The sequence below is a fragment of the Paenibacillus tundrae genome (assembly GCF_030812775.1).
GTDB classification, from domain to species: domain Bacteria; phylum Bacillota; class Bacilli; order Paenibacillales; family Paenibacillaceae; genus Paenibacillus; species Paenibacillus tundrae_A.
Genome location: NZ_JAUSTI010000029.1, coordinates 22,954 through 49,940, shown reverse-complemented (window position 1 = coordinate 49,940; position 26,987 = coordinate 22,954). Strand labels below are relative to the sequence as shown.

Here is a 26,987-nt window from a genome sequence, read left to right as displayed (position 1 = left end):
CGAACACGACCGTTAAGCCCTCTAGCGCCGATGGTACTTGGACCGCAGGGTCCTGGGAGAGTAGGACGCCGCCAAGCAAAGAACCACTGCCGATGATATTCGGTGGTGGTTTTTATTTGTTTATAACCCATTAATAAGCATGAATGATGTACTCAGATAGAGCCTATAATTCCTTTGATATCGCCATTTAAGAATGAATGGTGTTTTTGTCATATCTACACTTTGTCCACACAAGAAATACACTTGTATGCATCAGGCAGTACACCTGATATAACCAGTCACTTTCCCTTGACAGGCTAAATATCGCTTTGCTAAGATGGCAATAATAAATTTTTCAGAAAACGCATTTTCGGCGTAAAATACAGCCTAGGATCTTCGGGTTTTGGACCGTAAAGCTGAGCAAACATAAGGAGGAACACCCGCGTGTGGGAAGATAAATTTGGTAAGGAAGGCTTGACCTTCGACGATGTATTGCTGGTGCCACGGAAATCCGAGACACTACCTAAAGAAGTAGATGTATCTGTACGTTTGAGCGATAGTGTAAAACTGAATATTCCATTGATCAGTGCGGGTATGGATACCGTTACAGAAGCAACACTGGCAATTGCTATTGCTCGTGAAGGTGGCATCGGGATTATTCATAAAAATATGTCTGTTGAGCAACAAGCGGAGGAAGTGGATCGTGTTAAACGCTCGGAAAGCGGCGTTATTACGAACCCATTCTCACTGACAGCGGAACACCTGGTATCTGATGCAGAAGCCGTTATGGCGAAGTACCGTATCTCCGGTGTACCTATCGTTGAAGGTGAACAGAAGCTGGTTGGTATTCTGACTAACCGTGACTTGCGTTTTATCCATGATTACGGCATTAAAATCAGCGAAGTAATGACTCGTGAGAACCTGGTAACTGCTCCTGTAGGCACTACGCTGCAAGAAGCAGAAGGTATTTTGCAGAAGCATAAAATCGAGAAACTTCCATTGGTAGATGAGTCCAACACATTGAAGGGTCTCATTACAATTAAAGATATTGAAAAAGCAATTCAATTCCCGAATGCAGCCAAAGATGCACAAGGTCGTCTTTTGGTGGGTGCGGCAATTGGTATTTCGAAAGATACATTTGAACGTGCTGATGCACTCGTACAAGCAGGCGTTGATCTAATCACTGTAGACTCAGCTCACGGTCATCACATCAATATTATTGATGCAGTTCGTCAACTGCGCGAGCGTTTCCCGAATCTTACGATTGTTGCAGGTAACGTAGCAACTGGTGAAGCAACACGTGATCTAATCGAAGCAGGTGCTTCTGTAGTAAAAGTAGGTATTGGTCCTGGTTCTATCTGTACAACTCGTGTTATTGCAGGGATTGGCGTTCCTCAGGTAACAGCTGTATACGATTGTGCAACTGTAGCACGTGAGTATGGAATTCCGATTATTGCCGATGGTGGTATTAAGTATTCCGGTGAAATCACGAAGGCTCTTGCAGCGGGTGCTCATGCGGTTATGCTGGGAAGCTTGTTTGCAGGTACAGAAGAAAGCCCAGGCGAATCTGAGATATATCAAGGACGTCGCTTCAAGGTATACCGTGGTATGGGTTCAATGAGTGCAATGAAACAAGGAAGTAAGGATCGTTACTTCCAAGATGATGATAAGAAACTTGTTCCGGAAGGAATCGAGGGTCGTGTAGCATACAAAGGTCCTTTGTCTGATACGATTCACCAACTGATCGGTGGTCTACGTTCTGGTATGGGTTACTGTGGAACAAGCAGCTTGGATCAGCTTCGTAATGATACACATTTCATCCGCATTACCGGTGCAGGTTTGCGGGAGAGTCACCCACATGATGTACAGATTACAAAAGAGGCACCTAACTACTCGTTGTAATCGGAAGAGAGTTAACTATTTCCAAGACAGGCTTGGCGATTTTCGCCGGGTCTGTCTTTTTTTGCGGATACCCCTGTGATAGAATAGAACAAGCGGTGACGATTCTTTAATGGATTAGGGCGTTGCGGCGATTTTTTGACGTGAATCTATGGAAAGGACACCTAATATGGTTAGGTGGGCAATACATAGGTTGGTCTGCTAAATAGAAGCGCGGACGACCATCTACATAAACATGAGAGTTCATGCTGATGAAGTGACAGTCAATATTGAAATTCAGGGCAAATACATGCTCATTCGATATAGCGCATTAAAACAACGTTACACATGGATTTAACACATGACGGGGACTAAGAAAATATCGTAGCTTAAGCTGCACTGAAGCATAGAACGGAAAGCTTCGGATTTGAAGGGAGTATTCATCTTGAAAGTCAAAACAATGAACAAAAAGAAACGCCAAATGCTCAAAAAAAGCGTTGCCTCGGTGATGCTGATTAATATGCTATGCCTGTCTGCGGTAATGCCTGTCATGGCTGCAGCGAACGATTCAGGGCAAGTCCTGACGGCATCTGCAACGACGACAAAAACCGAAAAAACAGTTAAAATTCCAGGCGTCGATGACTTAGGGCTTGAAGTTAAGAATGCTGTACTGATGGAAGCATCAACGGGTCAGATCCTTCTCTCTGTAAATGCAAACGAAGCAAAGCCGCCAGCAAGTATGACTAAGATGATGACTGAGTATATCGTGGCTGAAGAAGTGAAGCAAGGCAGACTTAGTTGGGATGATGTTGTTACTGTTAAAGAGAACGCAGCGGAAAGCATTGGTTCGCGCATCTTCCTTGCAGAAGGTGATCAGCATACTGTCAAAGAACTCTATATCGCGATGGCGGTTGGATCGGCCAATGATGCTACCGTTGCTTTGGCTGAACGTGTTGCCGGCTCTGAAGAAGCATTTGTTAAAATGATGAATGATGAAGCAAAACGTATGGGAATGAAGGATACTTATTTCATTAACTCAACAGGACTTGATCGCGCTGATATGCCTGCAAAATACCGTCCTGCTGAAGATAAAGAAACGATGATGTCAGCAATTGATGCAGCGATTCTGTGTAGATATATTATTATGGATCACCCGGATTACAAAGATTTCACAACCATTCAATCCTATAAATTCCGTCCAAATGATAAAGCGCCAATTATCAACTATAACTGGATGTTGGAAGAGAATAAAAATATAACCAATTTCAAAAGCTATGCCTATGAAGGTCTGGATGGAATGAAAACAGGCCACACCACAAACGCAGGAAACAACTTCACAGGTACAGCTGAGCGTGATGGTATGCGTCTGATCAGTGTAGTCATGGGTACAACTTCAGAATCTGCACGTTTCAAGGAAACGAAGAAGGTACTGGACTTCGGATTTAACAACTTCGAAGTAAAACAGGCTGTTGCTGCTAAAACGAAGGTTACTGGTTGGGAAGCTGTACCACTGAAAAAAGGTGCAGAAACAACGGTACCTGTTGTTACAGATAATGCTGTAAGTTTTGTTGTCCCTAAAGGAACACAAAACCTGGATGTGACATTTAAAGCGAACATCACTGAAGCAGACAAGCTAGTTGCACCAATTAAAGCAGGAACTAAAGTTGGAACGGTAACGTATAGCTACAAAGCGGACGGCATTGAACCTCAGGAGAAAACGGTGAATCTCATTACCGCAGAAGAAGCAGAGAAGGGCGGCTGGTTCCGTCTATTCTTCCGTGCTGTGAAGGATTTCTTCGTTGATCTGTTTGATGGAATCAAAAACTTGTTCTAGTTTTTGCCTAAACTGAAGGTCATGTTCTTAACCATGACAAATTGCAAGTAATTCCGACTGGATGCATTGTATATTTACAATTTTTCCGGTAAAATATCAAGTTAGAATTCTACGTATGAATCAGTAAAAAGTCTAAATGTTCTTCTGCCCTAGAGTGGTGAATTCACATTCATCATAGGGGTAAGAGCAGCACATACATTACGGGGGGCTTGGAATATGGAAACAGGAACATCGCGCGTTAAAAGAGGTATGGCTGAAATGCAAAAAGGTGGCGTCATCATGGACGTTATGAATGCAGAGCAAGCTAAAATCGCTGAAGCAGCAGGTGCTACGGCGGTTATGGCTTTAGAACGTGTTCCTTCTGATATTCGTGCGGCTGGTGGAGTGGCTCGTATGGCGGATCCAACAATTGTCGAAGAAGTGATGAAAGTTGTAACTATTCCGGTCATGGCAAAAGCTCGGATTGGACACTATGTTGAAGCCAAAGTTCTAGAATCACTCGGGGTAGACTATCTGGATGAGAGTGAAGTGCTAACTCCTGCGGATGAAGTATTCCATATTGATAAGCATGAGTTCACTGTACCGTTTGTGTGTGGAGCTAAAGACCTTGGGGAAGCATTGCGCCGTATTGGCGAAGGAGCTTCCATGATTCGTACGAAAGGTGAACCGGGAACAGGAAATATCGTTGAAGCTGTTCGTCATATGCGATTCATTAACAGCCAGATTCGTAAAGTTACGAACATGTCCAAGGATGAGTTGTATGCTGAAGCGAAGAACCTGGGTGTTGCCTATGAGTTGCTGCTTGACGTACATAAGAACGGTAAGCTGCCAGTGGTTAACTTTGCAGCGGGTGGTGTAGCTACTCCTGCGGATGCAGCACTTATGATGCACCTGGGAGCAGATGGCGTATTCGTAGGTTCAGGGATTTTCAAATCGGACAGCCCTGAGAAATTCGCTCGTGCCATCGTCGAAGCAACAACGCACTATACGGATTACAAACTCATTGCCGAAGTTTCCAAAAACCTCGGAGCACCAATGAAAGGTATTGAGATCTCCAAGCTTTCGCCTTCTGAGCGTATGCAGGATCGCGGCTGGTAAGAGAAGGGGAATTGCAGATGAAGATCGGCGTTTTAGCACTTCAGGGCGCAGTAACGGAGCATATCCGTAGTGTTGAGCAAGCTGGGGCAGAGGGAGTGGCCATCAAAAACATCGAGCAACTGGACGAGTTGGATGGGCTGATCCTTCCTGGTGGTGAGAGCACTACAATTGGTAAACTGATGCGCAAGTATGGCTTTATGGAAGCTATTCGTGAATTTGCTGCAGTAGGTAAACCGGTTTTTGGTACATGCGCAGGATTGATTGTAATGGCTAAGCATATTGCAGGTCAGGAAGAGGCTCATTTGGAACTGATGGATATGACTGTATCCCGTAATGCTTTTGGACGGCAGAGAGAGAGCTTTGAGACGGATCTGCCAGTCAAGGGTATTGAGGAAACGGTGAGAGCTGTATTCATTCGGGCTCCTTTGATTGAAAGTGTAGGAGAACAGGTTGAGGTTCTTTCCACATACAAGGATGAGATTGTAACAGCACGTCAGGGTCATTTGCTGGCTTGTTCATACCATCCTGAATTGACGGACGACTTTCGCTTGCATGCTTACTTTGTAGACATGGCTCGGTCATATAAAGCGTCTGTGCAGAATCTATAGCAACGATGAACAACCTATGATTGCCCGGAAACAGATCGCTCCTACAATCACTCTAGAGAGTGGCTGTAGGGGTTGTATCTAATCGGATGCCTGATGTTGCCCGTATCTGCTTCCAAAGCGGGAATCGCAGCATAGGGCGTCTTCCGAGGTTCATGGGTTGTTTTAGTCTTAACGAATGATGAAAGATACAGGCTCACAAAGACATGACTGATCTACATATCAGAGTCTATATTTGTGGGGCTATTAGGAGGGGTAATCGATGCTTGATGTGAAGATATTGCGGAATGAGTACGCACGTGTAGAAGAAGCGTTAACGAATCGTGGCAAGTCACTAGATCTCATTGCTGGATTCACTGAAATGGATACCAAACGCAGAGAATTGCTGCAAGAGAATGAAACGTTAAAAGGTCGTCGGAATACGGTATCAGGAGAAGTAGCTCGTCTGAAGAAAAACCGGGAGAACGCAGACGATCTCATCCTTGAGATGCGTGAGGTTTCCGATCGAATCAAAGCAATGGATGAAGAAGTTCGGGAGTTGGAAGCGAAGATTAATGAGCTGACGATGGCGATTCCAAACATTCCGAATGAGAGTGTACCTGTTGGAGCTTCCGAAGAGGACAATGTTGAGGTTCGCCGTTACGCAGAACCCAAATCATTCTCATTCACACCAAAAGCCCATTGGGAAATTGCTCAGGATCTCGATATCCTTGATTTTGAAGCAGCAGCTAAGGTAACGGGTTCCCGTTTTACGTTTTACAAAGGACTTGGTGCTCGTCTGGAACGAGCTCTGATTAACTTCATGATGGATTTGCACAGTGATCAGCATGGTTATGAAGAGATTCTGCCTCCTTATATCGTGAACCGGGACAGTCTGTTTGGTACAGGACAACTGCCGAAGTTTGAAGAAGACTTGTTCAAGCTGAAAGATACAGAGTATTACCTGATTCCAACTGCCGAAGTTCCGGTAACGAACTATCATCGCGAAGAGATTCTGAATATGGAGGATCTGCCGAAACATTTTGTGGCATACAGCTCATGTTTCCGTTCAGAAGCAGGTTCAGCTGGGCGCGATACGCGTGGTCTGATTCGCCAGCATCAGTTCAATAAAGTAGAATTGCTGAAACTCTCTTCTCCAGAAACTTCTTATGAGGAATTGGAGAAAATGACACAAAACGCAGAGCGTGTACTGCAATTGCTGGAACTTCCATACCGTGTCCTTACGCTATGCACAGCCGATATGGGCTTCACATCAGCAAAAACGTATGATATTGAAGTATGGTTGCCGGAGAGTGACACATATCGTGAGATTTCTTCATGCTCCAACTGTGAGGATTTCCAAGCACGTCGGGCAAATATTCGTTTCCGTAGAGAACCAAAAGCGAAGCCGGAATTCGTGCACACACTGAACGGTTCAGGGCTTGCTGTTGGACGTACCGTAGCTGCGATCTTGGAAAACTACCAACAGGAAGATGGCACAGTCGTGATTCCAGAGATTCTTCGTCCTTATATGGGTGGAATCAGTGTCATTGCACGTCGTGCATAGAACCTGGAATAGTATATTCTAAAGCGTGAGATCAAATAGAAGTTACGAATGGTAATGAACCCGTCATCGAGAGGATGATGGGTTCTATTTTTAAACGAACGAGAGCAAGGCTCTAATTGAAGCAGATCAAGGATATAAATTGAATTTAAAATAAATTTTAAAAATATTATTTAAAAAGCTTGCTATAATGCCCAACATTATGGTATGATATCTCTCGTGGCAAGTTTATAAAATATTTTCCCTGGAGAGGTACCGAAGCGGTCATAACGGGGCGGTCTTGAAAACCGTTAGGGGGCAACTCCACGTGGGTTCGAATCCCACCCTCTCCGCCATACTACATTAATAACAAGGATTTGAGCTGATGCTCAAGTCCTTTTTTGATTTTCTTCTGGGGAACGGGCTGTTCAGATCCGTTAGCGTTAAGCGTGGCGCAGCTGGTGCAGGATTGGCCATATCACTGTGAGCTCACCTTAAATATAAACTTGCGGATTGGCCAAATAAGCAGTGGTTATAGGCTGTTACTGCTGGTTGAATAGGTTTGCTATGGATTCATGTGGAAATGTGAAATCAAGCAGAGGCGAGATGCATAAAAACATCTTCATCGCCGCACTTTATAGAAGTGGAGGTGGTAAGATGAACCGCGAGTTAAACATCAGTCAATCAGAGCTTGTTGGCGCTTGGCAAGAGCGTTTACCCGAAGTCCTGAATGTTGGCGATCAAGCACAAGTTATGGCAGACGGAGCCGATGAGCAGGCCATTCGTATTCACATTGCGACTGCTGGGCATCAAATGTACTCCTTTGACTTTAAATGCGCTTATGTAGATTCCCGGGAGGTCAACGTGCAATTAGTTGATGTCGAGCGGGATGGACAGTCAACGGATGAGCGAACAGAGCCGATTCAGGAGCTTGCTCACGATTACACTCGGCATATTCACGAATGCGCTCAATCGTTACAATCTAGAACCAGACCATAACCCTAAACGGGGAAGGAGTGATTCGAGTGAGCAAAGCTAAAGCGGGAGTGGACAAAAATCTACAAAACGTAGCTGCAGACCTTGAGCAAACGGCTGTTAACAGCCACCATGCTCAGCAAATTCAGCAAGACGTGAATGACCGTCGACATCAAGATTCACTGAATCATGATAAAACGGAAGACATGAATCCATCTCATTCCTAATTTTAGAAGGGGGAACAGAACATCATGAGCAAACCTAAAGCTGTCCCTGTACCTGAGGCACAACCGTCTAAACAGCATAGACAACCTTCTAAGGGATCTTCCATGCAAGAGCCATTATCGGGTTCCAAAAAGGTAAAAAACCAAAATCATGTTGATCACTTGAACCCTGAGGGTTAAACATGCTGTAAGTAAAATAGAGTCTGTACTACTTGATAAATGAACAGAATACCAAAAAAGTCCGGTGGGTAAAGCCGGATTTTTTTGCGTATTCGTACATATATAGACGTTGTGAACCGTTACCATTGCAATCTGACATAGGTCTTTGTAGCCAATTTGCAGAAGAAAGATCACAAATTTCCCAAATCGTGTTTCCGTTTCAGAATAAATGGTATATCATTGAAGTTGAATTATTTTTTTGGGGTTATCACGAGAGGAGAGAAACAAATGAAGAAACGCATGGGGGCGCTTCTACTTACAATGTTGTTGACCGTGTCTATGGCATTAACAGCATGTGGTACGAAGCAAGAACCAAAAGAGGCTTTGAAGACGGCTGCGTCCAATGCTTCTAAACTAACTTCGTATGAAATGAGTTCCAACTTTACAATTAATGATCTGAGCTATAAACCTGGAGCAGAGTCACAAGGTGATCCAACCATGACCCAGTTTATGAGTATGCTGAAAGACGCTCAGTTGAACGTTACAGGCGTTTACCAAAGTGAGCCTATGCAAACGGAGATGACGCTTGGCATTGAACTCAAAGGCGATATGGGCATGACGTTCAATATCCCAATGGTTATGACAGCAGAGAAACTCTATGTTAAGGTGCCAAATGTTCCATTCTTCCCTATTCCAGAAACGATCGTTAACAAGTTTGTGGAGATCGATCTGAAGGAACTGGCTGAACAAGAAGGAACTGAGTTCAATCCGCAAGCTATGGATGCTGCCAAAACACAGAAGCTCAGCAACGAAGTGATGGATGCGGTATTGGGAGAATATGATCAAGAGAAATTCTTCAAAAACATTGCTGTGAAAGATGCAGCACTTCCTGAAGAATTAGATGCTAAACAAGTCGTGCAATTCACCGTTACGAATGACAATGTAAAAGAAGCTGTTACTGTATTGGTAACGAAAGCATTGCCTAAAGTAATGGACATCGTGTCCAAAGAGGAATATCGCGAAATGCTGCAATTGAGCCAAGAAGATATTGATAGAGCGAAGGAAGACCTGAAGATTACTGAGGCTGATCAAGCTGAAATGTCCAAAGATCTGGATAAATTGAAAGAAACGCTGACAATCAATAAATTCAATATTGACTTTGCCTTGGACAAACAGGACTTCCCTGTTTATCAAAAAATGGATGCTGATCTGTTGATCAAAAAACCGGACACCAAGGATGAAGTTAAATTGGCCTTCACAGGTTCGAACACGTACACTAAAATCAACGAAAAACCAGCATTTAAAATCAACATTCCAACTGGTGATAACGTGATTACAATGCAAGAGCTCGAAGAGCTGATGAATTCTTCTTACGGTTACTAATATCTATGTAATCTCACAAGATCGCCTATAATCAAACGGGAGAACGTTTCCCGCTTTGAATATAGGCGGTTTTTTTGCATGAAATGAATGTAACACGCTATAAAGACTAGCTCAATCTAGGATACTTTAACATGGAAGATTCAACTTTACCTGCTGTACCAGATGAGTGGGAGAAAAGCGAAGTATGGAAAGGGCTAAAAGCCGTGAAGAATGGTCATGTCTATAAAATAAAAGTACAAACGATCTATGGAGTAAAGAAAAACCGCACAACTCCCTTTTTTGGGGGTGATGCGGTTTTTGTTACACTCTTATTTCGCTCTTATTTCGCTGGGTGGTGCATTTTTTGGAGCGAACGTATTATATTGGTGAGCGACTAGTCGGATAATTGTTCATGCAGATCACCAACGAGAACAGCATAAATCTGATGGTCTTGATATTGCCCATTAATTTTAAGATATTTACGTGCAATACCTTCTGCTTGAAAGCCGTTCTTCTCAAGCACACGCTGCGATCCTTGATTGGTAGGCAGAATGGCAGCTTGTACACGATTCAGCTTCAGCGCACGAAATGCGTAGGCTACAGCTAATTTTACAGCAGCAGTCATTCGTCCGCCGCCTTGATAGTCGGGGTGGATGAAGTAACCCATATCCGCATAGTTGGCAACACCGTGGACGACATTGTTTAGGCTAACTTGTCCAATGAGAGTACTGTCCTTAATGGTATAAATCCCGAACTGATACCCGGTTCCTTCTTCCGAAGCCTTCATTCGATCCTGAATGCGTCTAGTCTGTGCTTCCAGCGTATAGAACTCATCCTCTCGTATAGGCTCTACAGATTGATAGGGGATGCGTGTAATCTGAATCAGATCTAGATAAGCCTGTGTATCTTCTGATGTTAATAAACGAAGGCTGATACCGTTAGGTGTGTCGTATAGTGTCAGTGCCATTGTGGCGGTGCACATCCTTTCAAAATGAATGAAACCTCTATTTTTTACGTAAACGTCGGAAAAATTGAGTGAGCATGGTGGAGCATTCAGGCTGGAGTACATCCGGGATGACATCTGTTCGATGATTAAACCTTGGCTCCTGCAACAGGTTCATCAATGTTCCTGCACATCCGGCCTTTGGATCAGCCGTGCCATAGATTACACGTGGAACACGTGATTGTACGATTGCACCCGCACACATGGGGCAAGGCTCAAGCGTAACATACAGACTGCAATCCAGCAGCCGCCAAGCTCCAATCGTTTCACTGGCCTGACGAATAGCGACCATTTCTGCATGAGCTGTCGAATCCAGCGTTGTTTCTCGCAGGTTATATCCACGTCCGACGATCCGGTTATTCTGCACGATGACAGCCCCAATAGGAACTTCCCCAAGTGCCTCCGCTTTTTGTGCCTCAGCAATGGCTTCCCGCATCCAGTACTCGTGCCTAGCATCTTCCGGAAGGTGAGAAAGATCAATATAGGAGGAAATATCATTCATTACAGTTAAAATCCCCTTTCAAAAACGGTTTATTCAGCGAACAAATATTCGGTTTGTTAACATGTTGTGTATAAGTCTGTGGATAACTGAGGAGTTGCTCACATAGTTATGAACATACTATCCACAACCCTGTGGATTTGTGTATAGTTTTTGTGACTTATTTAATTGTAGACATGGAAAAAGAGAAAAAACAATAAATTTCGAGCTTTTTAGCTAAACGGTAACTTTTGGACTATGGTCAAATATCCTTTTCAAAACCACATACAACCGTTATGATGGATATAGGTTTTGCCATATATCGCCAAAGGGTACAAGCCGAGAGGTGAACAAAAAGTTGTCTATAAAAACGAAATTATCCATGATCATGTCGTGTTCAGTGCTCGTTATTTTGGTGCTGAATATTGCACTGAGTTACTATACTACAGAGGAAAACCTTAGGCAGGACAGCGAAAACAAAATGGTGCTGACTGCTAAACAGATCGCGATTTCTGTCGAACAGAATCAGTATAGTTCAGAATATGTAAAACGCCAGATTGGTAATAATCTGTGGCTTGCTTCGGTTATGGCTGCAGAAGAACTAGATCCGGATATTAATAATATCACAAATGAAGACCTTGTACGTGTGAGCAAAAAGGTCGGCGTGTCCCACATATCGCTCATGGAACAGACCGAGGATGATATCGTTGTAACCCGTTCTTCCGATCCACGGGAGATTGGACTTTCCACAAAATCCATGACGTATTGGTATCAGGCCTTCAAGCAATTGTTCGAAAAGCATCAGGTCACCATTCCCCAAGGGCAAGCGCTGGATCATTTCTGGTCAGATGGATTCGAGTATTCGACGTCCAGTCCGTCAGATATTGATATTTGGGGCTACTACCATGATGGGGAGAGGAACTACATAATCAATCCCTTCTATAATAATGCCGAAGTTGATGACTATGTGAAGATCTCTGGTCCAGATGAGATTTTGAACAAAATTCGTGAAGTTAATCCTTCTATTCTTGAGATTACAGGTATTAATCCTTTAACCTTTGGTAGTCCAAGTATGAACGATGACGGAAGAGATAGTAACTTTAGCAAGCTAAACAACAAACCAATCAGGTTCGGAACATATCAATATGGCACAACAGAAGAGGATCACCGTGCGGTGGTGAAAGCCATCCGTACGGGACAGAACGTTTCTTTTGTCAGCGAAACACATGATCAAAAAGTATTAAAGAGCTTTATTCCTATTTTTACTCCTAATCAATCGTCTTATGTAATTGGAATTGTCATGGACTATAAGCAGATATCTTCCATGGTGTCAGAGCAGTTGGTCAGCCATGCCTCGATCTCCCTTGTATTGCTTGAGATTGTAATCTTCGGCAGTTATCTGCTCGCAGGATATATTACACGTCCAATTCAATTGATATTAGGCAAAGTGAATGATGTCGTTGATGGACATTTCGATTTCCGTCTGAAAGTGAAAAGGAAGGATGAGCTCGGACAGCTTGCGAATCGAATTAACGCCATGATTCGCAATCTGGGTCATTACACGAATCGCCTCAAGCAGATGTATGAAGAGAACCGCGCAGTCAAAGAGCACCTAGAATCTATTATTAATCAGACTGCGGATGCAATTCATATTACGGATCTGGATGGAAATGTACTTCGGGTAAACCGTGCTTTTGAGCAGCTATATGGCTGGCGTAGCCGTGAAGTAGAAGGGCGTACCTTGAAGATCATCCCTCCAGAGGCAGAAGAGGAACGGCGTGAGCAGCACGCACAGTTAATTGAGGGTATGTCAATCACCTCTAATGAAACGACTTGGATGAAGAAGGATGGAACGCGTGTAGAAGTCAGCGTAAGTACTGCTCCTGTTCGAGACGAAGAGGGCGAAATCACAGCATTGATCAGTGTATCGCGAGACATCACAAGCCGTAACCGAATGGAAGAGCTGCTGAGACGTTCTGAGAAGCTAACGACTGTAGGACAATTGGCTGCCGGCGTTGCGCACGAAATTCGGAATCCACTAACCACGTTGCGTGGGTTCCTTCAACTTCAACAGCAGACAAACAAGCTTAATCATCGTCATCTGGACTTAATGCTGTCAGAGTTAGATCGGATCAATCTCATCGTTGGTGAGTTCCTGATCTTGGCGAAGCCACAGGCGGTTCATTTTCAAGATCGGGATATCCGTTTTATCCTTGGAGATGTAATCTCACTGCTCGATAGCCAAGCGCATCTGCATGGTGTAGAATTTGTGCTAAGTGCCTCATCCGATTCGGCTATGGTACACTGTGAAGAGAACCAATTGAAGCAGGTGTTTATTAACCTGCTCAAAAATGGTATGGAGGCGATGCCTAATGGAGGAAGCATTCGAATTCGTCTTCACCATGAGGAAGAGCTGAATCGCGTAAGGATTGAGATTAAGGACGAAGGAATTGGTATTCCTGAAGAGATGATGCCGAAGCTGGGTGAACCGTTTTTTACCAACAAAGAGTCGGGTACGGGTCTTGGTCTGATGGTCAGTCAGCGCATCATTCAATCACATAAGGGCATGATGGATATTAGAAGTGTCATGAACAAGGGGACAACGGTTATTATTGATCTTCCGGCTTCGGATAAGTTGCCAGAGCAGGCAAAAGACGATAACACGGCGCAGCCCCCTACAGACGAAGAGAACTAGATGAGGTGAGATGACCTTTTGCGTATTAATAAATTTATTAGTGAGACAGGTTACTGTTCCCGGCGTGAAGCGGACAAGCTAGTTGAGAGTGGGAAAGTAACGATTAATGGTATCCTGGCAGAGCTAGGTAGTCAGGCTGAAGAAGGCGATGATGTACGCATTAATGGACAGCCGATCCGGGAGAAAAGAAAACATGTGTACATCGCCTTGAACAAGCCGGTGGGTATCACCAGTACGACGGAGCAACATATCCGGGGGAACATTGTAGATTTTGTAGGTCACACAGAGCGGATCTTCCCGATTGGTCGATTGGATAAAGATTCAGAAGGTTTGATTCTTATGACCAATGATGGGGATATTGTGAACCGGATCTTAAGAGCAGAGGGTCGCCATGAGAAGGAATATATCGTGACCGTGGATCGACCAGTAACTGCAAGCTTCCTGCAGGGTATGAGTACAGGGGTCAAAATTCTTGGTGAAATGACGCTTCCCTGCAAAGTGACTCGTATCTCGGATCGAATGTTCCGAATTATACTGACTGAAGGAAAGAACCGCCAGATTCGCCGGATGTGCAGTGCATTTGGTTATGAGGTTCGGAAGCTGAAAAGAATCCGTATCATGAACATTCATCTGGGGGAACAAGCTACGGGCAAGTGGAGAGAGTTGACTGCGGCAGAGAAAGCAGAACTCAGTAGTCTGCTCGATTATTCACTAGAATAAATATGAGACCATAGCGAGAGTGAAATAAGGCCAGCGTTCGGGAGTCCCTACGGGATTACTGGATGCTGGCTTTCTTCATCTGCTAATAGTAGCAGTATCAAGATCAGTAATATGAAAAGCGATAAAAATAGTATTACAATATTCCGCAGCAAAGCAGGGAGTAAAACAAAAGTGCCCCTTTCCTGGTATAAAAGGAAAGGGGCACTTATCGTTTGTCTCAAGGCGATTCAAGGCGTCTAGTTAGCCGAATCAACAGCTTTTACTGACGTGTTGTTACTTTGGTATTTTCGAATGATGGAAACCTCTACACGCCGATTCTGTGCTCGTCCAACATTCGTATCATTACTAGCGATTGGATGGTACTCCCCGTAGCCGCTAGGTGTGAACTTGGAAGGATCGAGCGCTGTATTAAGCAAAAGAATTTTGAGGAAGTTGAGGGCACGATCGGCACTCAAATCCCAGTTATCCTTATATTGATTGTTCGAAATGGGAACATTATCGGTATGACCGGATACAACCACTTCATATTCAGGGAACTCCTGAAGCATGCTTGAGATCGCTTTGGCCAAGGAGCGCGATTCTGGTTTCACATCGGCTCGCCCAGAGGAGAACAAGGCATTATCACTGATCGTGATCTTCAGTTCCGACTGGTTTAACTTGGTGTTAAGTTGATCGGATAGTCCATTTTTCGAAATATACTGATCCAGACGTTTCTTGAGCTTCTCCAGATCCTCTTGCTCTTTCTGAGCCATCTGAGCATCGGTGATCTGATTTGGTGATTTTTTCGTAATCTCCTCAGGCTGTTCTTTCTTCTTACCAAGATCAGCACCCGGAGTTTCAGGATTCATGGAGCTATAATCAAGGACACCTGATCCACCATTCAATGCGCTGCTTAGTGCGGAAGCCATTTGCTCAAACTTACCGGCATCAATGGAACTCATGCCAAACAACACAATAAACAGAGCGAGCAACAAGGTCATCAAGTCGGAATAAGGGAGCAACCAACTCTCGTCTATATGCTCTTCATGTGCTTCATGCTTCTTAGCCTTTTTCACCTGATGAACCCTCCTTCTCTTCCAGTTGTTTACGTTCGGAAGGTGTCAGGAATACAGATAATTTCTGATTGATAGCAATGGTGGAAACACCGGATTGAATCGAGAGCAGACCTTCAACCATCATGAGCTTGATTTCCATCTCTTGCTTGGACATCCGCTTCAACTTGTTGGACATTGGATGCCACAGTACATAACCTGTGAAGATACCCAAGAGGGTAGCGATGAATGCTGCTGCAATCGCTTGAGAGAGCTTATCCATATCGCTAAGATCCGCAAGGGCTGCAATCAAACCAACTACGGCTCCAAGAACGCCGAGTGTTGGAGCATACATACCTGCTTGGGAGAAGATCAGTGCACCACTGCGGTGACGCTCCTCTGTAGTGTGAATGTTTTCCATTAAGACATCGCTGACGAAATCTTGATCGTTCCCGTCGATAATCATTCGCATGCCGCTGCGAAGGAAATGATCATCGATTTCTTCAACTTTTGATTCTAGTGCAAGCAAACCTTCACGACGGGTAGTGGAAGCCCAGTCCATAAATGTGCCGATTAGGGATACGCGATCGATCAATTGTTGCTTTTTGAACAAAATTCCGAAGAGCTTCGGAATTCTCTTGACTTCTGACATAGGGAATGCCATAAAAATACTTGCTGCGGTACCAACAAATATAATCATGTAGGCTGCTGGGTTGTTGACAAGATTAATTACGGGAGCATGCTTCAACATCATACCTAATATAAGTGAAGCGAGTCCCAAAACAAGTCCAATAATTGTTGAAATGTTCATCATACACCTCATCCATGAGATAAAATTGAATCCTTTCAAGCGGCTATATTCGGGCTTCCGGACGAACGTAGAGCCGCAATTCGTTTCATGCTTGGCACTCTTTTGGATTGCCAAAACAGTTAAAACGATCATGTATAGTATTTATCGACCAATAGGCCTTTTTTTTTAAGGGTTATTTTCAGGTATAATAAGATGAAATCCGCTCCTTAGGGGCCGAATAGGAGTGAAAAGCCAATGGGCGTAAAGCATGGACGGGATTATGAAGGAATATTGACAGATTTAACACAGGCTCTCAGTCGTATACCGGATCGGTATGTTTTCTTTGAAATGGATTCGGAAGAGTGGAGCAGATTAGGTGAAGCGGAGCAGCTTGAAGTTGATGAGGCACTGGCAGAGGATCTGTTCTATGCGCTAGGTGAGGAATCGGTTATTCCAGTTGGTAGCGGGGTTGTCATCCATGATAAGGATCAGCACCGGATTCATATTTTGATTGGGGAAGAAGAACTCACTTTTGTACCGCTAATTTAGCTTGCACAGAAACGTTAATTCAGGGTTATATATCATGGGAGATAAACCCCTGAAAGCCTTATGGTTATTGGCTCTACCGTCATCTGTTAGATTGGATTTTGAGGCTGGTCCATGGTAAGATGATAGTCATGAAACGGCGAATCGCACTGCGGTGAACCAACCGTTTGGGGCTAGTCGGTAGTGCCAAAGGTTTCGTTGGTAGCATAGATGGATGCGGAAGTATGGTGATGTTTCCATCGTATGGGGAGGAAGATAACGTATGGTTTTTTCGCAAGAGGAAGTCGAAGCTCATCTGGGAAGGCTTGAAGGCTGGGAACTAGAGGAGGGACGATGGATTGTCCGCAAATTTGTGTTTTCTAACTACATGAAAGGGATTGCATTTGTAGATGAGGTCGCTGCGATCTCGGAAGCATTCAATCATCATCCTTTCATTACAATTGATTATACGACAGTCACACTACGTCTCACGTCATGGGATGACGGAGGTATTACATCTGTAGATATTAAGGAAGCTGAGCAATTTAACGAAACATTTGAGAAAATGAGGGCGGAATAACCAACTCGGTTAGACTCGTCTGCAAGAAATGGGTGAACGGGCATGTCAGACAACAATCAGAAACATCCGCTTATCGCTGTCGTTGGTAGCCTCAATATGGATCTTGTCGTCAAAACGGATACGATTCCAGAAGAGGGAGAAACGGTCAGTGGGGAAGAGCTGCACTATCTTGCTGGTGGCAAAGGGGCTAACCAGGCAGTGGCCTCGGCTCGTCTCGGTGGGCAGACAACGATGATTGGAGCTGTAGGGGCAGATGTGTTTGGCGAACGCCTGCTTCGTAGCCTGAATGAGAGCGGGGTAGATGCATCGCAGGTTCGTGTTATGGATGATTCAGCGACGGGTACAGCCTCGATCTGGCTCTCCAATGGAGATAATAGAATTATTGTTATCCCAGGGGCGAATGGGAAAGTATTACCGGAGATGCTGGAAGAGGCGGATACGGTGAAAAGCCTGACTGCAGCCGCAGCGGTGCTGCTGCAGCTTGAGATTCCGCTGCCAGCGGTCACCCGCGCCGCTACACTAGCGGCAGAAGGCAGCGCACTGGTGGTGCTCAACCCGGCTCCTGCGATGCCGGGTCTGCCCCAGGAGCTCCTGCGGTGCGTGGACGTCGTCACGCCGAACCGCAGCGAGCTCGCCGTGCTTACCGGCCGGGATCAACTCCGGCCGGAAGACCTAGATGCGGCGGTCGCAGAGCTCGCCGCATCCCTCGGGGTCGCCGTCGTCACGACGCTCGGCCCCGAGGGGGCTGTGTACGCGGCAGCGCCAGGCAGCCGCGTACAAGCAGGGCGTGCCGGCGCGTACCGTGCGCCCGGCTACGCCGTAAGCGCCGTCGATACGACCGGCGCTGGCGACTGCTTCAACGGCGCGCTGGCGGTCGCCCTCGCGCGCGGCGAGACGCTTGATGCGGCCGTAAGCTTCGCTATGGGCGCGGCTGCGCTATCTGTGACGAAGCTGGGTGCCCAGTCAGGAATGCCGTCTGCAGATGAGGTAGAAGCGTTTCTTGCGCAGCAGGCATCAAGCGACTGATTGTATCATGGATGTGTCCAAGCACAGAGAAGAGGCTGTTACACCCCGGGTAGGGAGGTAATAGCCTCTTCGTTCATCCGTTACTTTTTCTCGGCGAGCCACATCGCAATGTTGGCAATCTCTTCATCTTGTAGTCGATCCTTGAACGCAGGCATGCCGCCTTTACCTTTGACGATCGTGGAGTAGATCTTCTCTACGTCATCCTGACTTCCGATGTTCGCAAGAGCTGGGCCTACGCCCCCTTGAAGCTGATCACCGTGACAGGAAATACAATTGGCTTTCACCAGTGCTTCAGCCTGTCCGGCATCCATTGTGACTTCCGGCATAGTTGGTTTAGCTTCCTGGGCAACCTCTTCTTTTCCTGGAAGCGTAAACATTAAAATAATAGCAAACGCGCACGCTGCAAAAAATACCCCGCTCATGATCCACTTGTGCATCCCTTATGTCCCCTCCAGAATGAAAGATCATCTAACTGAATCAGTCCATATCATTATAACGGAACTAGCCATGACATCATAGCATTTTGTGGTAATTTTTTGAAACTTATCAACTAAAAGCAGGAAACGTATTAGCTCGTAACAATCTTATACGTTAACGGGCTCCTGTATACACCATACAATAAAAAGGTTGCAAGCCAGTAGGTGTCTGACGTTCGTATGTATCTTGGGTGATAAAACCAACCTTTTCATAGACCCGGATGGCTCTTGTGTTCCAGGTGAGCACTTCTAAATCAATTTCATTTGAGGGATTCCTACGAATGGCTTCTCGTACAATCGCAGACACAAATTCAACACCTTGGCCATGACCACATCGTTCGGGATGCATACCTAGTCCAATTCGGGTGACTCCGACCAGCGGGAAGAACTGTGCAAAACCGCAGATTTCATCATTCTCGCCCAAAATGACAGCATATTGATCTTTCCTTAGCTGAACATCTCCAAATTCGACTTCAAGTGCCTTCATCTGTTCCCAAGGAAGCCAGCTATAAATATTATAAGGTGGATCGTATTGCCAACTGCATATCTGCTGCGCATGTTCTTCTTCCATAGGTTTAACGTGAAACGTCACAGAAGCTTCGTCCATACTTACTGCACGCTCCTCTCATTTGTAGGATAGGTACCGCTTCAAAACCGAACAAGCTCTTGAGTGGGGATCGATCCTACAGATCATGTCCAATGTATAGATATTCCTAACATTACTCTACAGAACGTGGTGTAGTTTTGGCAAGTCTTCGTAAAATAGAAAAAATTGAAACAAAAGATCGGTTTATTACGTTTATATTACAATAGGATGGGTAAAAACATCATAAGGGCACGGACGAAGAAGCACAAAAAAACCGCCGGATACATTCCTGCGGAGAATGGATCAGGCGGTTCTGTTATGCTTGGTTACAGTATGATGTTGCTCAGCTTGTCCCTAGTCACGTGCGAGTGTTTCATACGCGTCCGTGCTCATAATACGTTTAGCGCCAACATAGCGGTTAGCCCAGTAGTTTTCACTCAATGCGCTGATCGTAACGCCTTTAGAAGAAGAAGAGTGTGCGAACTTACCTTCTCCAACGAAAATTCCTACGTGTGATACTCCACTGCCGGAAGTATTAAAGAATACCAGATCGCCAGGTCTCATTTCTGAACGGGAAACGGAGTCACCCATGTCGAATTGGGAGCTTGATTGGCGTGCCAGATCAATACCAAGCTTGTCGAATACATACCGTGTAAACCCAGAGCAGTCAAAGCCGTTAAGCGTTGTTCCTCCGCTTTTGTATGTAGTTCCCATTGCTGAGTCAATTACTTCATCCATTTTTGAATCTGCGAATGCGCTGCCAGCTCCAAGCGATAATGCGAATGTGAGGCTAAGTACAGCTGCGGTTAGTTTCTTCTTGAACAAGAGATATACCCCTTCCAATGCCTGCGAGGTTAGCTTAAGGATTCGGTTGAAGGTCCCCTATGATCCCTCTGTAGCAAGATCAATTCACCCATAACTGGTTCCCCCGCTTCCCAGGTGCTAGGAATTTGGCTATGCTAGTTGTGCACCTGTGAAATCAAGAAATGACGATTAAATTTTAAGTAGTTACAAATATGAAGGTAAAGATTACAAAGTTGTTACTAAAAACTCACTGCGATTATTGTACCAGAGGTGCATTGATTTGGCAACGTTTAGCAGTAAAATTAGCAAAAAAAACCTCGACCTTTGACGGGGAAAGGTTGAGGTTTGCTTTTGTGAAGCGTTATCATCGCGTTTATGTGACATGGAGATGGTAACAAATTTTAACCTGTTTGAATCAACTTCTAGTCGACTTGGACTGCCATAAGCGGAAATGGGCGCATATCTTCCATAGAGACATAAGACAGCGAGCCAGAGGATACGTTTGCTGTAATATAAGGCCAGCTAGACCTGTTAAGAACCAGTATGCCGAAGTGAAAGCACCGAAGATGAGCAGATGGATCCCCCCCAGAAGCAAGGCGATGCCAATCACAGGAACGATATGACGAAGCGCGATCCATAGAGCGTATAATGCACCGCGTGCTCGGCCTTCTACATCTGGAGCTGATGCACCGAACTGCATGTATAACATCACGTGATGAATAATCCAGCCGTACACGATCCATAAGGCGACATATGGAATACCCGGCAGTAACAGTTGTAATGAATGGAATCCATCCATTAGAATGGCGAATAGTCTGGGCACAAGCCAGTAGGCCGGCAACAACATCAACAACGTTCGGATGAAGTGCAGTAGTAACATGGGTTTCCACAACACTTTGATACCACGGACAAAAGGAGTTCGCTCCTCCGATTGATTAAAGTGTTGTAATGAGTACAACAGCCCTGCTTGGATGAGGGGGGTGATTAACATGCGCAGCAGCAGCATGGCTCCAAGAATCCATAGATACCGATGAACCTCGGGATGAGTAGAGAGGCTGAGTTGACTTTCCATTTTGAACAAAAGGGTACTGAGCTCTCCAGCATCCGTGTCAGGATATCGAAGTAGCAGCGGGACAACCGCAGACTGCACTAATCGATAGATAAAGTACCCCCATACTAATTGATAGATAAATAGTAGTGCGGCTATGAATATATGTTGACGGACGAGAAACCAGCCTTCACGTATTTTTGCTTTCACTGTCTCCACCTCACCATGACAGACTTCCGAAAATAGCTTCTACAAGTTTGGTTGCGCTCAAACTCCAGCGGAATTTAGAGGATTCGTCTAGATTAGCTTTCAGGAAATTGTCCATATGACGATTCTCTAATACCACAGTGTACAGTGGGTCGGTCATGGCCCAAGAAACCGGAGAAGTATAGGTAAGCTTATATGTGATCCGCTCCTCGTTTCCATTCCATTGCTTATTGACGATATGCCCATCCTCGAACACAATTCGTACAGGAACCTTCATATAATTGCTTCCCTTTTTCTGAATGGTCACAGAGGATTCGTATACCTCTTGATCGCCCTTCTGAATCGGAGTTACACTGATCTTCTCCACAGCAAAGTCCGCCATCCCATCGCCATATACATATTGATCAAAATACGTAGACCATGAAGTGCGAGTAACTTGCTCCACGACCTTTTGGAAATCTGCTGAAGTAGGATGCTTGAAACGATACTTCTTCACATAAGTAGAGAGGATGCGTTCCATTGTTTTGGAGCCAACTTGTTGTTCGATACCGAGCAAAACAAGCTTACCTCTTGTATACACATTCGCTGCATAATGGTTCTGTGAATCAAACTTCCATGCTTCCTGTGTCAACGGGGCTGGAGACGTGATCAGACCTGCTTGAACAGGTAAGTTAGGGACTAGACCATATTCTTGCTCCATTAATTTATCCTCTGCATAAGAGGTGAACCCTTCGTCTAGCCAAGCTTCCTCAAATTCATTGCTGGCGAGCATACCGTAGAAATACTGATGACCAATTTCATGGACGACGGTTCGTTCCAGATCATACCCGGGTGTCGTTTCATCCGCCCCGAAGGCAGTCACCAACGTTGGATACTCCATGCCTCCTGCGCCATTTCCGGTCTTCGGAGGAACTACAATGGAGAGAGTAGAGTAGGGATAAGTGCCAAACCATTTGCTGTAGTTCGCTAGAGCTGCCTTAGCAGCGTAGAAGTAACGTTCTTTTAGATCCTGATGCGCAGGGTCAAGATAAAGTTTGATCCTTACTCCAGGAACATTGGGGGCCGAGAAAGGTTCTTCGGCATAAACAAAATGAGGTGAGGCCGCCCATGCGAAATCATGGACATCATCAGCATAGAATTGATAGATCTTTTCGTTATTTTTCACAACTGCCTGCTGCGTTGGAAAACCTGTTGCGGCTACCTTGTATGATTCCGGCACTCGAATGCGTACGCTATAGATACCGAAGTCGGCATAAAATTCGGAATTGCCGTGATATTGATGCAAATTCCAACCCTCGGCTGTGCGGCCACGTCTACCTGTAGGCTCGTATACGCTAATTTTGGGGAACCATTGCCCTGCCATCACAAAATCGTCTGCGTTTCCCATACGGGCAAAAATTTTGGGTAGTTGTACTTCAAATCGAGTGTGCAGCGTTATGCTCTCGCCGCCCTTCACTGGTTTGGGCAATCGGATTTTGATCAGTGTTTTGTCTTTCATATTTCCGTCGTCCGGCTGTACGTATTGCATGCGGTGTAAAAGTGACAGACCGTCTTCTGTTTTCATCTCCGTAATCTTCATGGATCCATAGCCGTCTGTGGGCATAACATCCCCACGAAGCTTTCCGCCAGACTCCTTCATAAAAGTAGTGTCTGAAGAGGAGAATGCATTGGGATACAGGTGGAAATAAAGCTCGTTGACCGTTTTTTTGCCTGGATGAGTCCAGGTTAGTGTCTGTGTTCCCTGTAACACGTTTCCGTCCACCAATTTCACATCGATGTGATATTCCACCACACGGTCGCTGAACACTTCAGCAGTCGGGGTCTGCACGCTTTCTGGGGGTGCGGAGGTTTGAGGTTTTCCTAGAGGCTTGCCCACTTCTGGGGCGAGCACAGGCAATTCGGATGTTGTGGAGCGAGTGTATCCCAGCGTAATCCATGCTCCTGCAATAAGCACACACAGGGCAAGGAATGCGGTGAGCCAACTCTTGGCGCGTCGTGGAATCATCGTTAAATACCTCCCGTTGACAAGCATCTACAGCATGTATATGTTTGCAATGGGACGAATATTAGTTAAAATATTTGTATCAACCCTTGGAGGCTATAAACATGGAACAAAACGAGCAAAACGGCAAAAAACAAATTGCCTTGAATATCGTTAGTGCAAAAAGCAAACACAAAGGTTTCGGTGCGGGTTCTATTGATCTGAATAACTTATCCCCGGTCATTATTGATCAAGGCGAAGCCAAGATTGATATTGGTGCGATGCACGCGAAGAGTAAAGTGGAGCGTGGCATCAAGTTTTCGACCAATCGTGAGGACGTACCTAATGGACGCCAAGTATGGCTTGTTTGGGTAGCTGTAGATCGTACAGAGCAGGGACAGCTATATGGTGGTGCGACGGCTTGTGAGATGTGGATTGATACGGAGGCTAAGCGTGGATGGAAATTGCTTGCGGATCATGTGAACCGCATGGATTATGCGTTGAAACGCCGCTTTATGTTGGATGATCTGGGTCCAGAAGAACGTGCAGCCCTGAAGACACTTCTGATCTCACATAACGAAGAATGGTGGAATGCTTCCCCGGATGTGTTGAAGGAAGCTTTGTCCTAGGTGCCTAAATCGTTCATTGCATTTAACTAAACGAAATAATTAATCTAAAAAAGCCCCGTGACCTTTACTGAAGGAATGTCACCTGTTTATAACAGGAGTCGTCCTAACATCAGGTACGGGGCTTTTTGAATGTTGTTCAAGAGCAGCTTTCCTTTTGAAGTGTCTAATAACCACGTTCATTGTAAGAACGAGCCGGACAGACTTCCACTCAGCTGGGCTATTGATTGCAAAGATAGGGAGTACACCTGCTGAAAAGTGATGATGACGCAACTACGTCATTATGTGTTTACGTCATTCCACCCACCAACGTTTGAAATCTCTCCACCATGAATGTTTTTCTTCCTGTAGGCCCTGTTGCTGCTGTGCCTCATGTGTCATATCATCGCTTACAGATTCCGAGTCTTCTGAAGCACTGCGACATACTTCCGTTGGCTCGGTTCCATCAATAAATACTTCAAGTCGTTTCTCTGGGCATCCATTACCGGCCAGCTTACCGGATTCAGGATCAATGTAGACACTAACAACGTTGTCTGGTACCGAAAATATTTTGGGTGGAACACTAGCGAGTGCTTGTTCCGTGAACTGGGCGAACATGGGAGCCGCGCGGCGTCCATCAGCGGTGGAGATGGCTTTTCCTTGATCATACCCAACCCAGACGGCAGTTGAGAGCTCAGGGGTGAAGCCGACCAGCCAGGCGTCTGTATTGGTTGTTCCTGTTTTGCCTGCAACGGGTCGCTTAATGGTAGCTGAGACGCGGTTCCCTGTTCCACCATTTTCAAATACACTCTCCATTAACCGAGTCAAGACGTAGGCCGCGGCGGGCTCAACGACCGTTTCTGCTTTGGTCTGAGGTGCTTCATATAGAACACGACCCGCAGCGTCAGTTACTTGTAAAATAGCAACAGGAGGTGTACGTTGACCGCCGGCGGCAATGACTGAAAAGGCAGATGCCATCTCCAATGGGCTAACGGGTGAGGTGCCGAGTGCAAGGGAAGGAACAGCACTCATATTGCTTGTGATTCCCAAATTTCGAGCCATGCTCACTACCTGCTCTGGCCCAATCTGCATGATCGTATTAACCGCATAAATATTGTCTGATGCAGCTATCGCTTTTCTTAGATCGATTTCACCAAGGTACTTGTCACCAAAGTTCCCTGGTTTGTACGTCTTACGATCGTTGTCATAGTGGAACAAGGTAGGCTCGCTATTGAATATAGATGCACTAGTGAGCTGTTTAGACTCCAATGCAGCCAAGTACATAATGGGTTTAAATGCTGAACCTGGCTGACGTGTCGTTGCCAGCACGTGGTTAATCTGATTGGTGCGATAATTTTTGCCGCCGACCATTGCTTTGATATAGCCTGTGCGAGGGTCAATGGAGACCAGTGCGGTCTCTAGCTCACCAGTAGCATCCATACCCTTGGATACAGCATCTTCTGCGGCCTTTTGCACACGTAAATCTAGTGTCGTGTAGATGTTTAATCCCCCATGATCCAGCATCGCTTCACTGATGCCCAGTTCCTTGATGGCTAGATTCCGGATATAATCTCGGAAATAAGGGGCTTTTTCCACCGTTTTCCGTTCACTTTCGGGTCTGAACTGGAGCATTTCCTCATAAGCTTTATCCGCTTCGGTCTGTGTAATTTCTCCGATATCTGCCATTGCATTTAATACAATCTTCTGCCGATCCTTGGCATTCTTCATATGATTATATGGAGAATAATAGGTTGGACCTTTCGGAATACCTGCCAGCATAGCGCTCTCAGCGAGATCCAGTTGTTTAGCACTTTTGCCAAAATACATGCGTGAAGCAGCCTCGATGCCGTAGGCTCCATGACCATAATAGATTTCATTCAGGTACATCTGTAGAATCTCGTCCTTGCTATATTTCATTTCAAGCTGAGCAGTGTACATAGCTTCTTTGGCTTTACGTGTCCATGTTTTCTCGTGGGACAGGTATAGATTACGTGCGAGTTGTTGTGTTAGCGTACTCGCTCCCTGTGACATCTGCATATGCTCCAGGTTAACGAGTACAGCTCGTCCCATACCCCGAATGTCGAAGCCGTAATGCTCATAGAACTTGCGATCCTCTACAGCCAGTGTGGCATGAACGAGATCTGGCGAGATATCTTGCAGTTGTACAGGTACCGAGTCCTTGCCGCCAGCAGAGAAGGTTGCAATGATGTCGCCCTGGCTGTCCAATAATCTGGAATTGCGATCGGAGTCAGCTAGTGGCAGGCTAGTGGCATATAGATAGACAAGTCCGGCTGCTGTGGCAATCAGACCAAGTACAACCAGCACAGAGATCCCTTTGACGAATTTCCATATACGGAACCCGCGTTTGCGGGTCTTTTGGCGTGTCTGATTCATGGAACGGGCTCCTTTCTTTTCTTTCCAGTATGGGATTAGAGTGGCAGGTATATTCACTGCGCTACATAACGGTTTAATAAGTATCATATTGTGGGAAAACCGTTTTGCAGTATAAACGTCTATCGCGTATAATGCAAAAGGGTAATGAAAAGAACGAGTTCGGCACAATATACAGAAGACACGGAAGGACGAACCACACCAAACGTCACTGATTCGTTGATCTGTCCGTCGCTTTGCGCGTTCTGGTCCATTTTTAATCTATATATGAAGTGAAACGCGGATCTCTCCCGCAACCAGCAACCATCATGCTGTGTGGCGCCGAACGCTGGACGTGCTTGGGCGAATGTTTAAGCGTGTAGCGCTTAATCGGGTATGGCTGATCAATACTTTACGGAAAGAAGG

Annotated in this window: 26 protein-coding genes, 1 tRNA gene, 1 rRNA gene and 1 riboswitch; of the genes, 18 read left to right on the top strand and 10 right to left on the bottom strand. The window is 45.4% G+C overall.

What is annotated here, in order from left to right; all coding sequences use genetic code 11:
* From rrf to J2T19_RS27435, 12 genes are all read left to right on the top strand, one after another.
* Positions 1-77 (top strand): 5S ribosomal RNA (gene rrf / locus J2T19_RS28230); the annotation flags it as partial.
* Between the two features lie 346 nt (positions 78-423).
* A complete protein-coding gene (gene guaB / locus J2T19_RS27485) occupies positions 424-1,881 on the top strand; it encodes an IMP dehydrogenase (protein WP_128099787.1) in 1,458 nt (485 codons plus the stop codon).
* Between the two features lie 436 nt (positions 1,882-2,317).
* On the top strand, positions 2,318-3,691 hold the full coding sequence (locus J2T19_RS27480) for a D-alanyl-D-alanine carboxypeptidase family protein (protein WP_307221584.1): 1,374 nt from the start codon (positions 2,318-2,320) through the stop codon (positions 3,689-3,691).
* A 216-nt stretch (positions 3,692-3,907) separates the two neighbouring features.
* On the top strand, positions 3,908-4,789 hold the full coding sequence (gene pdxS / locus J2T19_RS27475) for a pyridoxal 5'-phosphate synthase lyase subunit PdxS (protein ID WP_307221582.1): 882 nt from the start codon (positions 3,908-3,910) through the stop codon (positions 4,787-4,789).
* Between the two features lie 17 nt (positions 4,790-4,806).
* Positions 4,807-5,397, top strand: a complete 591-nt coding sequence (pdxT, locus tag J2T19_RS27470) for a pyridoxal 5'-phosphate synthase glutaminase subunit PdxT (RefSeq protein ID WP_307221581.1) — start codon at positions 4,807-4,809, stop codon at positions 5,395-5,397.
* Between the two features lie 259 nt (positions 5,398-5,656).
* Positions 5,657-6,940 carry a serine--tRNA ligase gene (gene serS / locus J2T19_RS27465; protein WP_307221579.1) on the top strand — a complete coding sequence of 428 codons (1,284 nt, stop codon included), beginning with the start codon at positions 5,657-5,659 and terminating at the stop codon, positions 6,938-6,940.
* 243 nt (positions 6,941-7,183) lie between these two features.
* Positions 7,184-7,272, top strand: a tRNA-Ser gene (locus J2T19_RS27460).
* 301 nt (positions 7,273-7,573) lie between these two features.
* Entirely contained in the window at positions 7,574-7,915 is a 342-nt protein-coding gene (locus J2T19_RS27455; protein WP_307221577.1) for a hypothetical protein, read from the top strand.
* A gap of 26 nt (positions 7,916-7,941) precedes the next feature.
* Positions 7,942-8,118: a hypothetical protein gene (locus J2T19_RS27450; protein ID WP_186381086.1), complete on the top strand. Its 177-nt coding sequence runs from the start codon at positions 7,942-7,944 to the stop codon at positions 8,116-8,118.
* 24 nt (positions 8,119-8,142) lie between these two features.
* Positions 8,143-8,295, top strand: coding sequence for a small acid-soluble spore protein P (locus J2T19_RS27445; RefSeq protein WP_056698079.1), 153 nt, complete (start codon positions 8,143-8,145; stop codon positions 8,293-8,295).
* A 267-nt stretch (positions 8,296-8,562) separates the two neighbouring features.
* Positions 8,563-9,657, top strand: coding sequence for a hypothetical protein (locus J2T19_RS27440; RefSeq protein WP_307221574.1), 1,095 nt, complete (start codon positions 8,563-8,565; stop codon positions 9,655-9,657).
* A gap of 131 nt (positions 9,658-9,788) precedes the next feature.
* A complete protein-coding gene (locus J2T19_RS27435) occupies positions 9,789-10,034 on the top strand; it encodes a hypothetical protein (protein ID WP_307221571.1) in 246 nt (81 codons plus the stop codon).
* Here the strand turns inward: J2T19_RS27435 and J2T19_RS27430 are convergent.
* Positions 10,031-10,603 carry a GNAT family N-acetyltransferase gene (locus J2T19_RS27430; RefSeq protein ID WP_145053388.1) on the bottom strand — a complete coding sequence of 191 codons (573 nt, stop codon included), beginning with the start codon at positions 10,601-10,603 and terminating at the stop codon, positions 10,031-10,033. The genes J2T19_RS27435 and J2T19_RS27430 overlap by 4 nt on opposite strands.
* A 37-nt stretch (positions 10,604-10,640) precedes the next feature.
* Positions 10,641-11,141, bottom strand: coding sequence for a tRNA adenosine(34) deaminase TadA (tadA, locus tag J2T19_RS27425; RefSeq protein WP_307221569.1), 501 nt, complete (start codon positions 11,139-11,141; stop codon positions 10,641-10,643).
* A 334-nt stretch (positions 11,142-11,475) separates the two neighbouring features.
* On the opposite strand from tadA, the gene J2T19_RS27420 reads away from it, so the two are divergent.
* Together J2T19_RS27420 and rluF are read left to right on the top strand one after the other, a co-directional pair.
* Complete coding sequence (locus tag J2T19_RS27420) at positions 11,476-13,812, top strand: PAS domain S-box protein (RefSeq protein WP_307221567.1); 2,337 nt, start codon at positions 11,476-11,478, stop codon at positions 13,810-13,812.
* A gap of 18 nt (positions 13,813-13,830) precedes the next feature.
* The gene (gene rluF, locus J2T19_RS27415) at positions 13,831-14,532 is read left to right on the top strand and encodes a 23S rRNA pseudouridine(2604) synthase RluF (RefSeq protein WP_307221565.1); all 702 of its coding nucleotides are present in this window, start codon (positions 13,831-13,833) and stop codon (positions 14,530-14,532) included.
* A gap of 236 nt (positions 14,533-14,768) precedes the next feature.
* Here the strand turns inward: rluF and motB are convergent, their stop codons facing one another.
* The gene (motB, locus tag J2T19_RS27410) at positions 14,769-15,587 is read right to left on the bottom strand and encodes a flagellar motor protein MotB (RefSeq protein ID WP_307221563.1); all 819 of its coding nucleotides are present in this window, start codon (positions 15,585-15,587) and stop codon (positions 14,769-14,771) included.
* The gene (motA, locus tag J2T19_RS27405; RefSeq protein ID WP_307221561.1) at positions 15,574-16,374 is read right to left on the bottom strand and encodes a flagellar motor stator protein MotA; all 801 of its coding nucleotides are present in this window, start codon (positions 16,372-16,374) and stop codon (positions 15,574-15,576) included. Before motA ends, motB begins: the two co-directional genes overlap by 14 nt.
* A gap of 234 nt (positions 16,375-16,608) precedes the next feature.
* Between motA and J2T19_RS27400 the strand changes: the two genes are divergently transcribed.
* The 3 genes from J2T19_RS27400 to rbsK all read left to right on the top strand — a co-directional run bounded on the left by J2T19_RS27400 (position 16,609) and on the right by rbsK (position 18,484).
* Positions 16,609-16,902: a hypothetical protein gene (locus tag J2T19_RS27400; protein ID WP_145053396.1), complete on the top strand. Its 294-nt coding sequence runs from the start codon at positions 16,609-16,611 to the stop codon at positions 16,900-16,902.
* A 259-nt stretch (positions 16,903-17,161) separates the two neighbouring features.
* On the top strand, positions 17,162-17,458 hold the full coding sequence (locus tag J2T19_RS27395) for a 4a-hydroxytetrahydrobiopterin dehydratase (protein WP_056698106.1): 297 nt from the start codon (positions 17,162-17,164) through the stop codon (positions 17,456-17,458).
* 42 nt (positions 17,459-17,500) lie between these two features.
* A complete protein-coding gene (gene rbsK / locus J2T19_RS27390) occupies positions 17,501-18,484 on the top strand; it encodes a ribokinase (protein ID WP_307221559.1) in 984 nt (327 codons plus the stop codon).
* Between the two features lie 80 nt (positions 18,485-18,564).
* On the opposite strand, the gene J2T19_RS27385 is transcribed toward rbsK, so the two are convergent.
* The 5 genes from J2T19_RS27385 to J2T19_RS27365 form a co-directional block, all read right to left on the bottom strand.
* On the bottom strand, positions 18,565-18,921 hold the full coding sequence (locus J2T19_RS27385; protein ID WP_056698111.1) for a c-type cytochrome: 357 nt from the start codon (positions 18,919-18,921) through the stop codon (positions 18,565-18,567).
* Positions 18,922-19,075: 154 nt separating this feature from the next.
* Positions 19,076-19,567, bottom strand: coding sequence for a GNAT family N-acetyltransferase (locus tag J2T19_RS27380; protein ID WP_307221557.1), 492 nt, complete (start codon positions 19,565-19,567; stop codon positions 19,076-19,078).
* 333 nt (positions 19,568-19,900) lie between these two features.
* Complete coding sequence (locus tag J2T19_RS27375) at positions 19,901-20,371, bottom strand: C40 family peptidase (RefSeq protein ID WP_056698118.1); 471 nt, start codon at positions 20,369-20,371, stop codon at positions 19,901-19,903.
* 3 nt (positions 20,372-20,374) lie between these two features.
* A riboswitch (cyclic di-AMP (ydaO/yuaA leader) is annotated at positions 20,375-20,512 on the bottom strand.
* Between the two features lie 253 nt (positions 20,513-20,765).
* Positions 20,766-21,608, bottom strand: coding sequence for a carbamoyl transferase (locus J2T19_RS27370; RefSeq protein ID WP_307221555.1), 843 nt, complete (start codon positions 21,606-21,608; stop codon positions 20,766-20,768).
* Between the two features lie 10 nt (positions 21,609-21,618).
* Positions 21,619-23,610 carry a M1 family metallopeptidase gene (locus J2T19_RS27365; protein WP_307221553.1) on the bottom strand — a complete coding sequence of 664 codons (1,992 nt, stop codon included), beginning with the start codon at positions 23,608-23,610 and terminating at the stop codon, positions 21,619-21,621.
* Between the two features lie 101 nt (positions 23,611-23,711).
* Here J2T19_RS27365 and J2T19_RS27360 point away from each other — a divergent pair, with 101 nt between their 5' ends.
* Entirely contained in the window at positions 23,712-24,215 is a 504-nt protein-coding gene (locus J2T19_RS27360) for a YwhD family protein (protein WP_145053409.1), read from the top strand.
* A 291-nt stretch (positions 24,216-24,506) separates the two neighbouring features.
* Here J2T19_RS27360 and J2T19_RS27355 read toward each other — a convergent pair whose 3' ends face one another.
* Positions 24,507-26,585: a transglycosylase domain-containing protein gene (locus tag J2T19_RS27355; RefSeq protein ID WP_307221549.1), complete on the bottom strand. Its 2,079-nt coding sequence runs from the start codon at positions 26,583-26,585 to the stop codon at positions 24,507-24,509.
* Between the last annotated feature and the right edge of the window lie 402 nt (positions 26,586-26,987).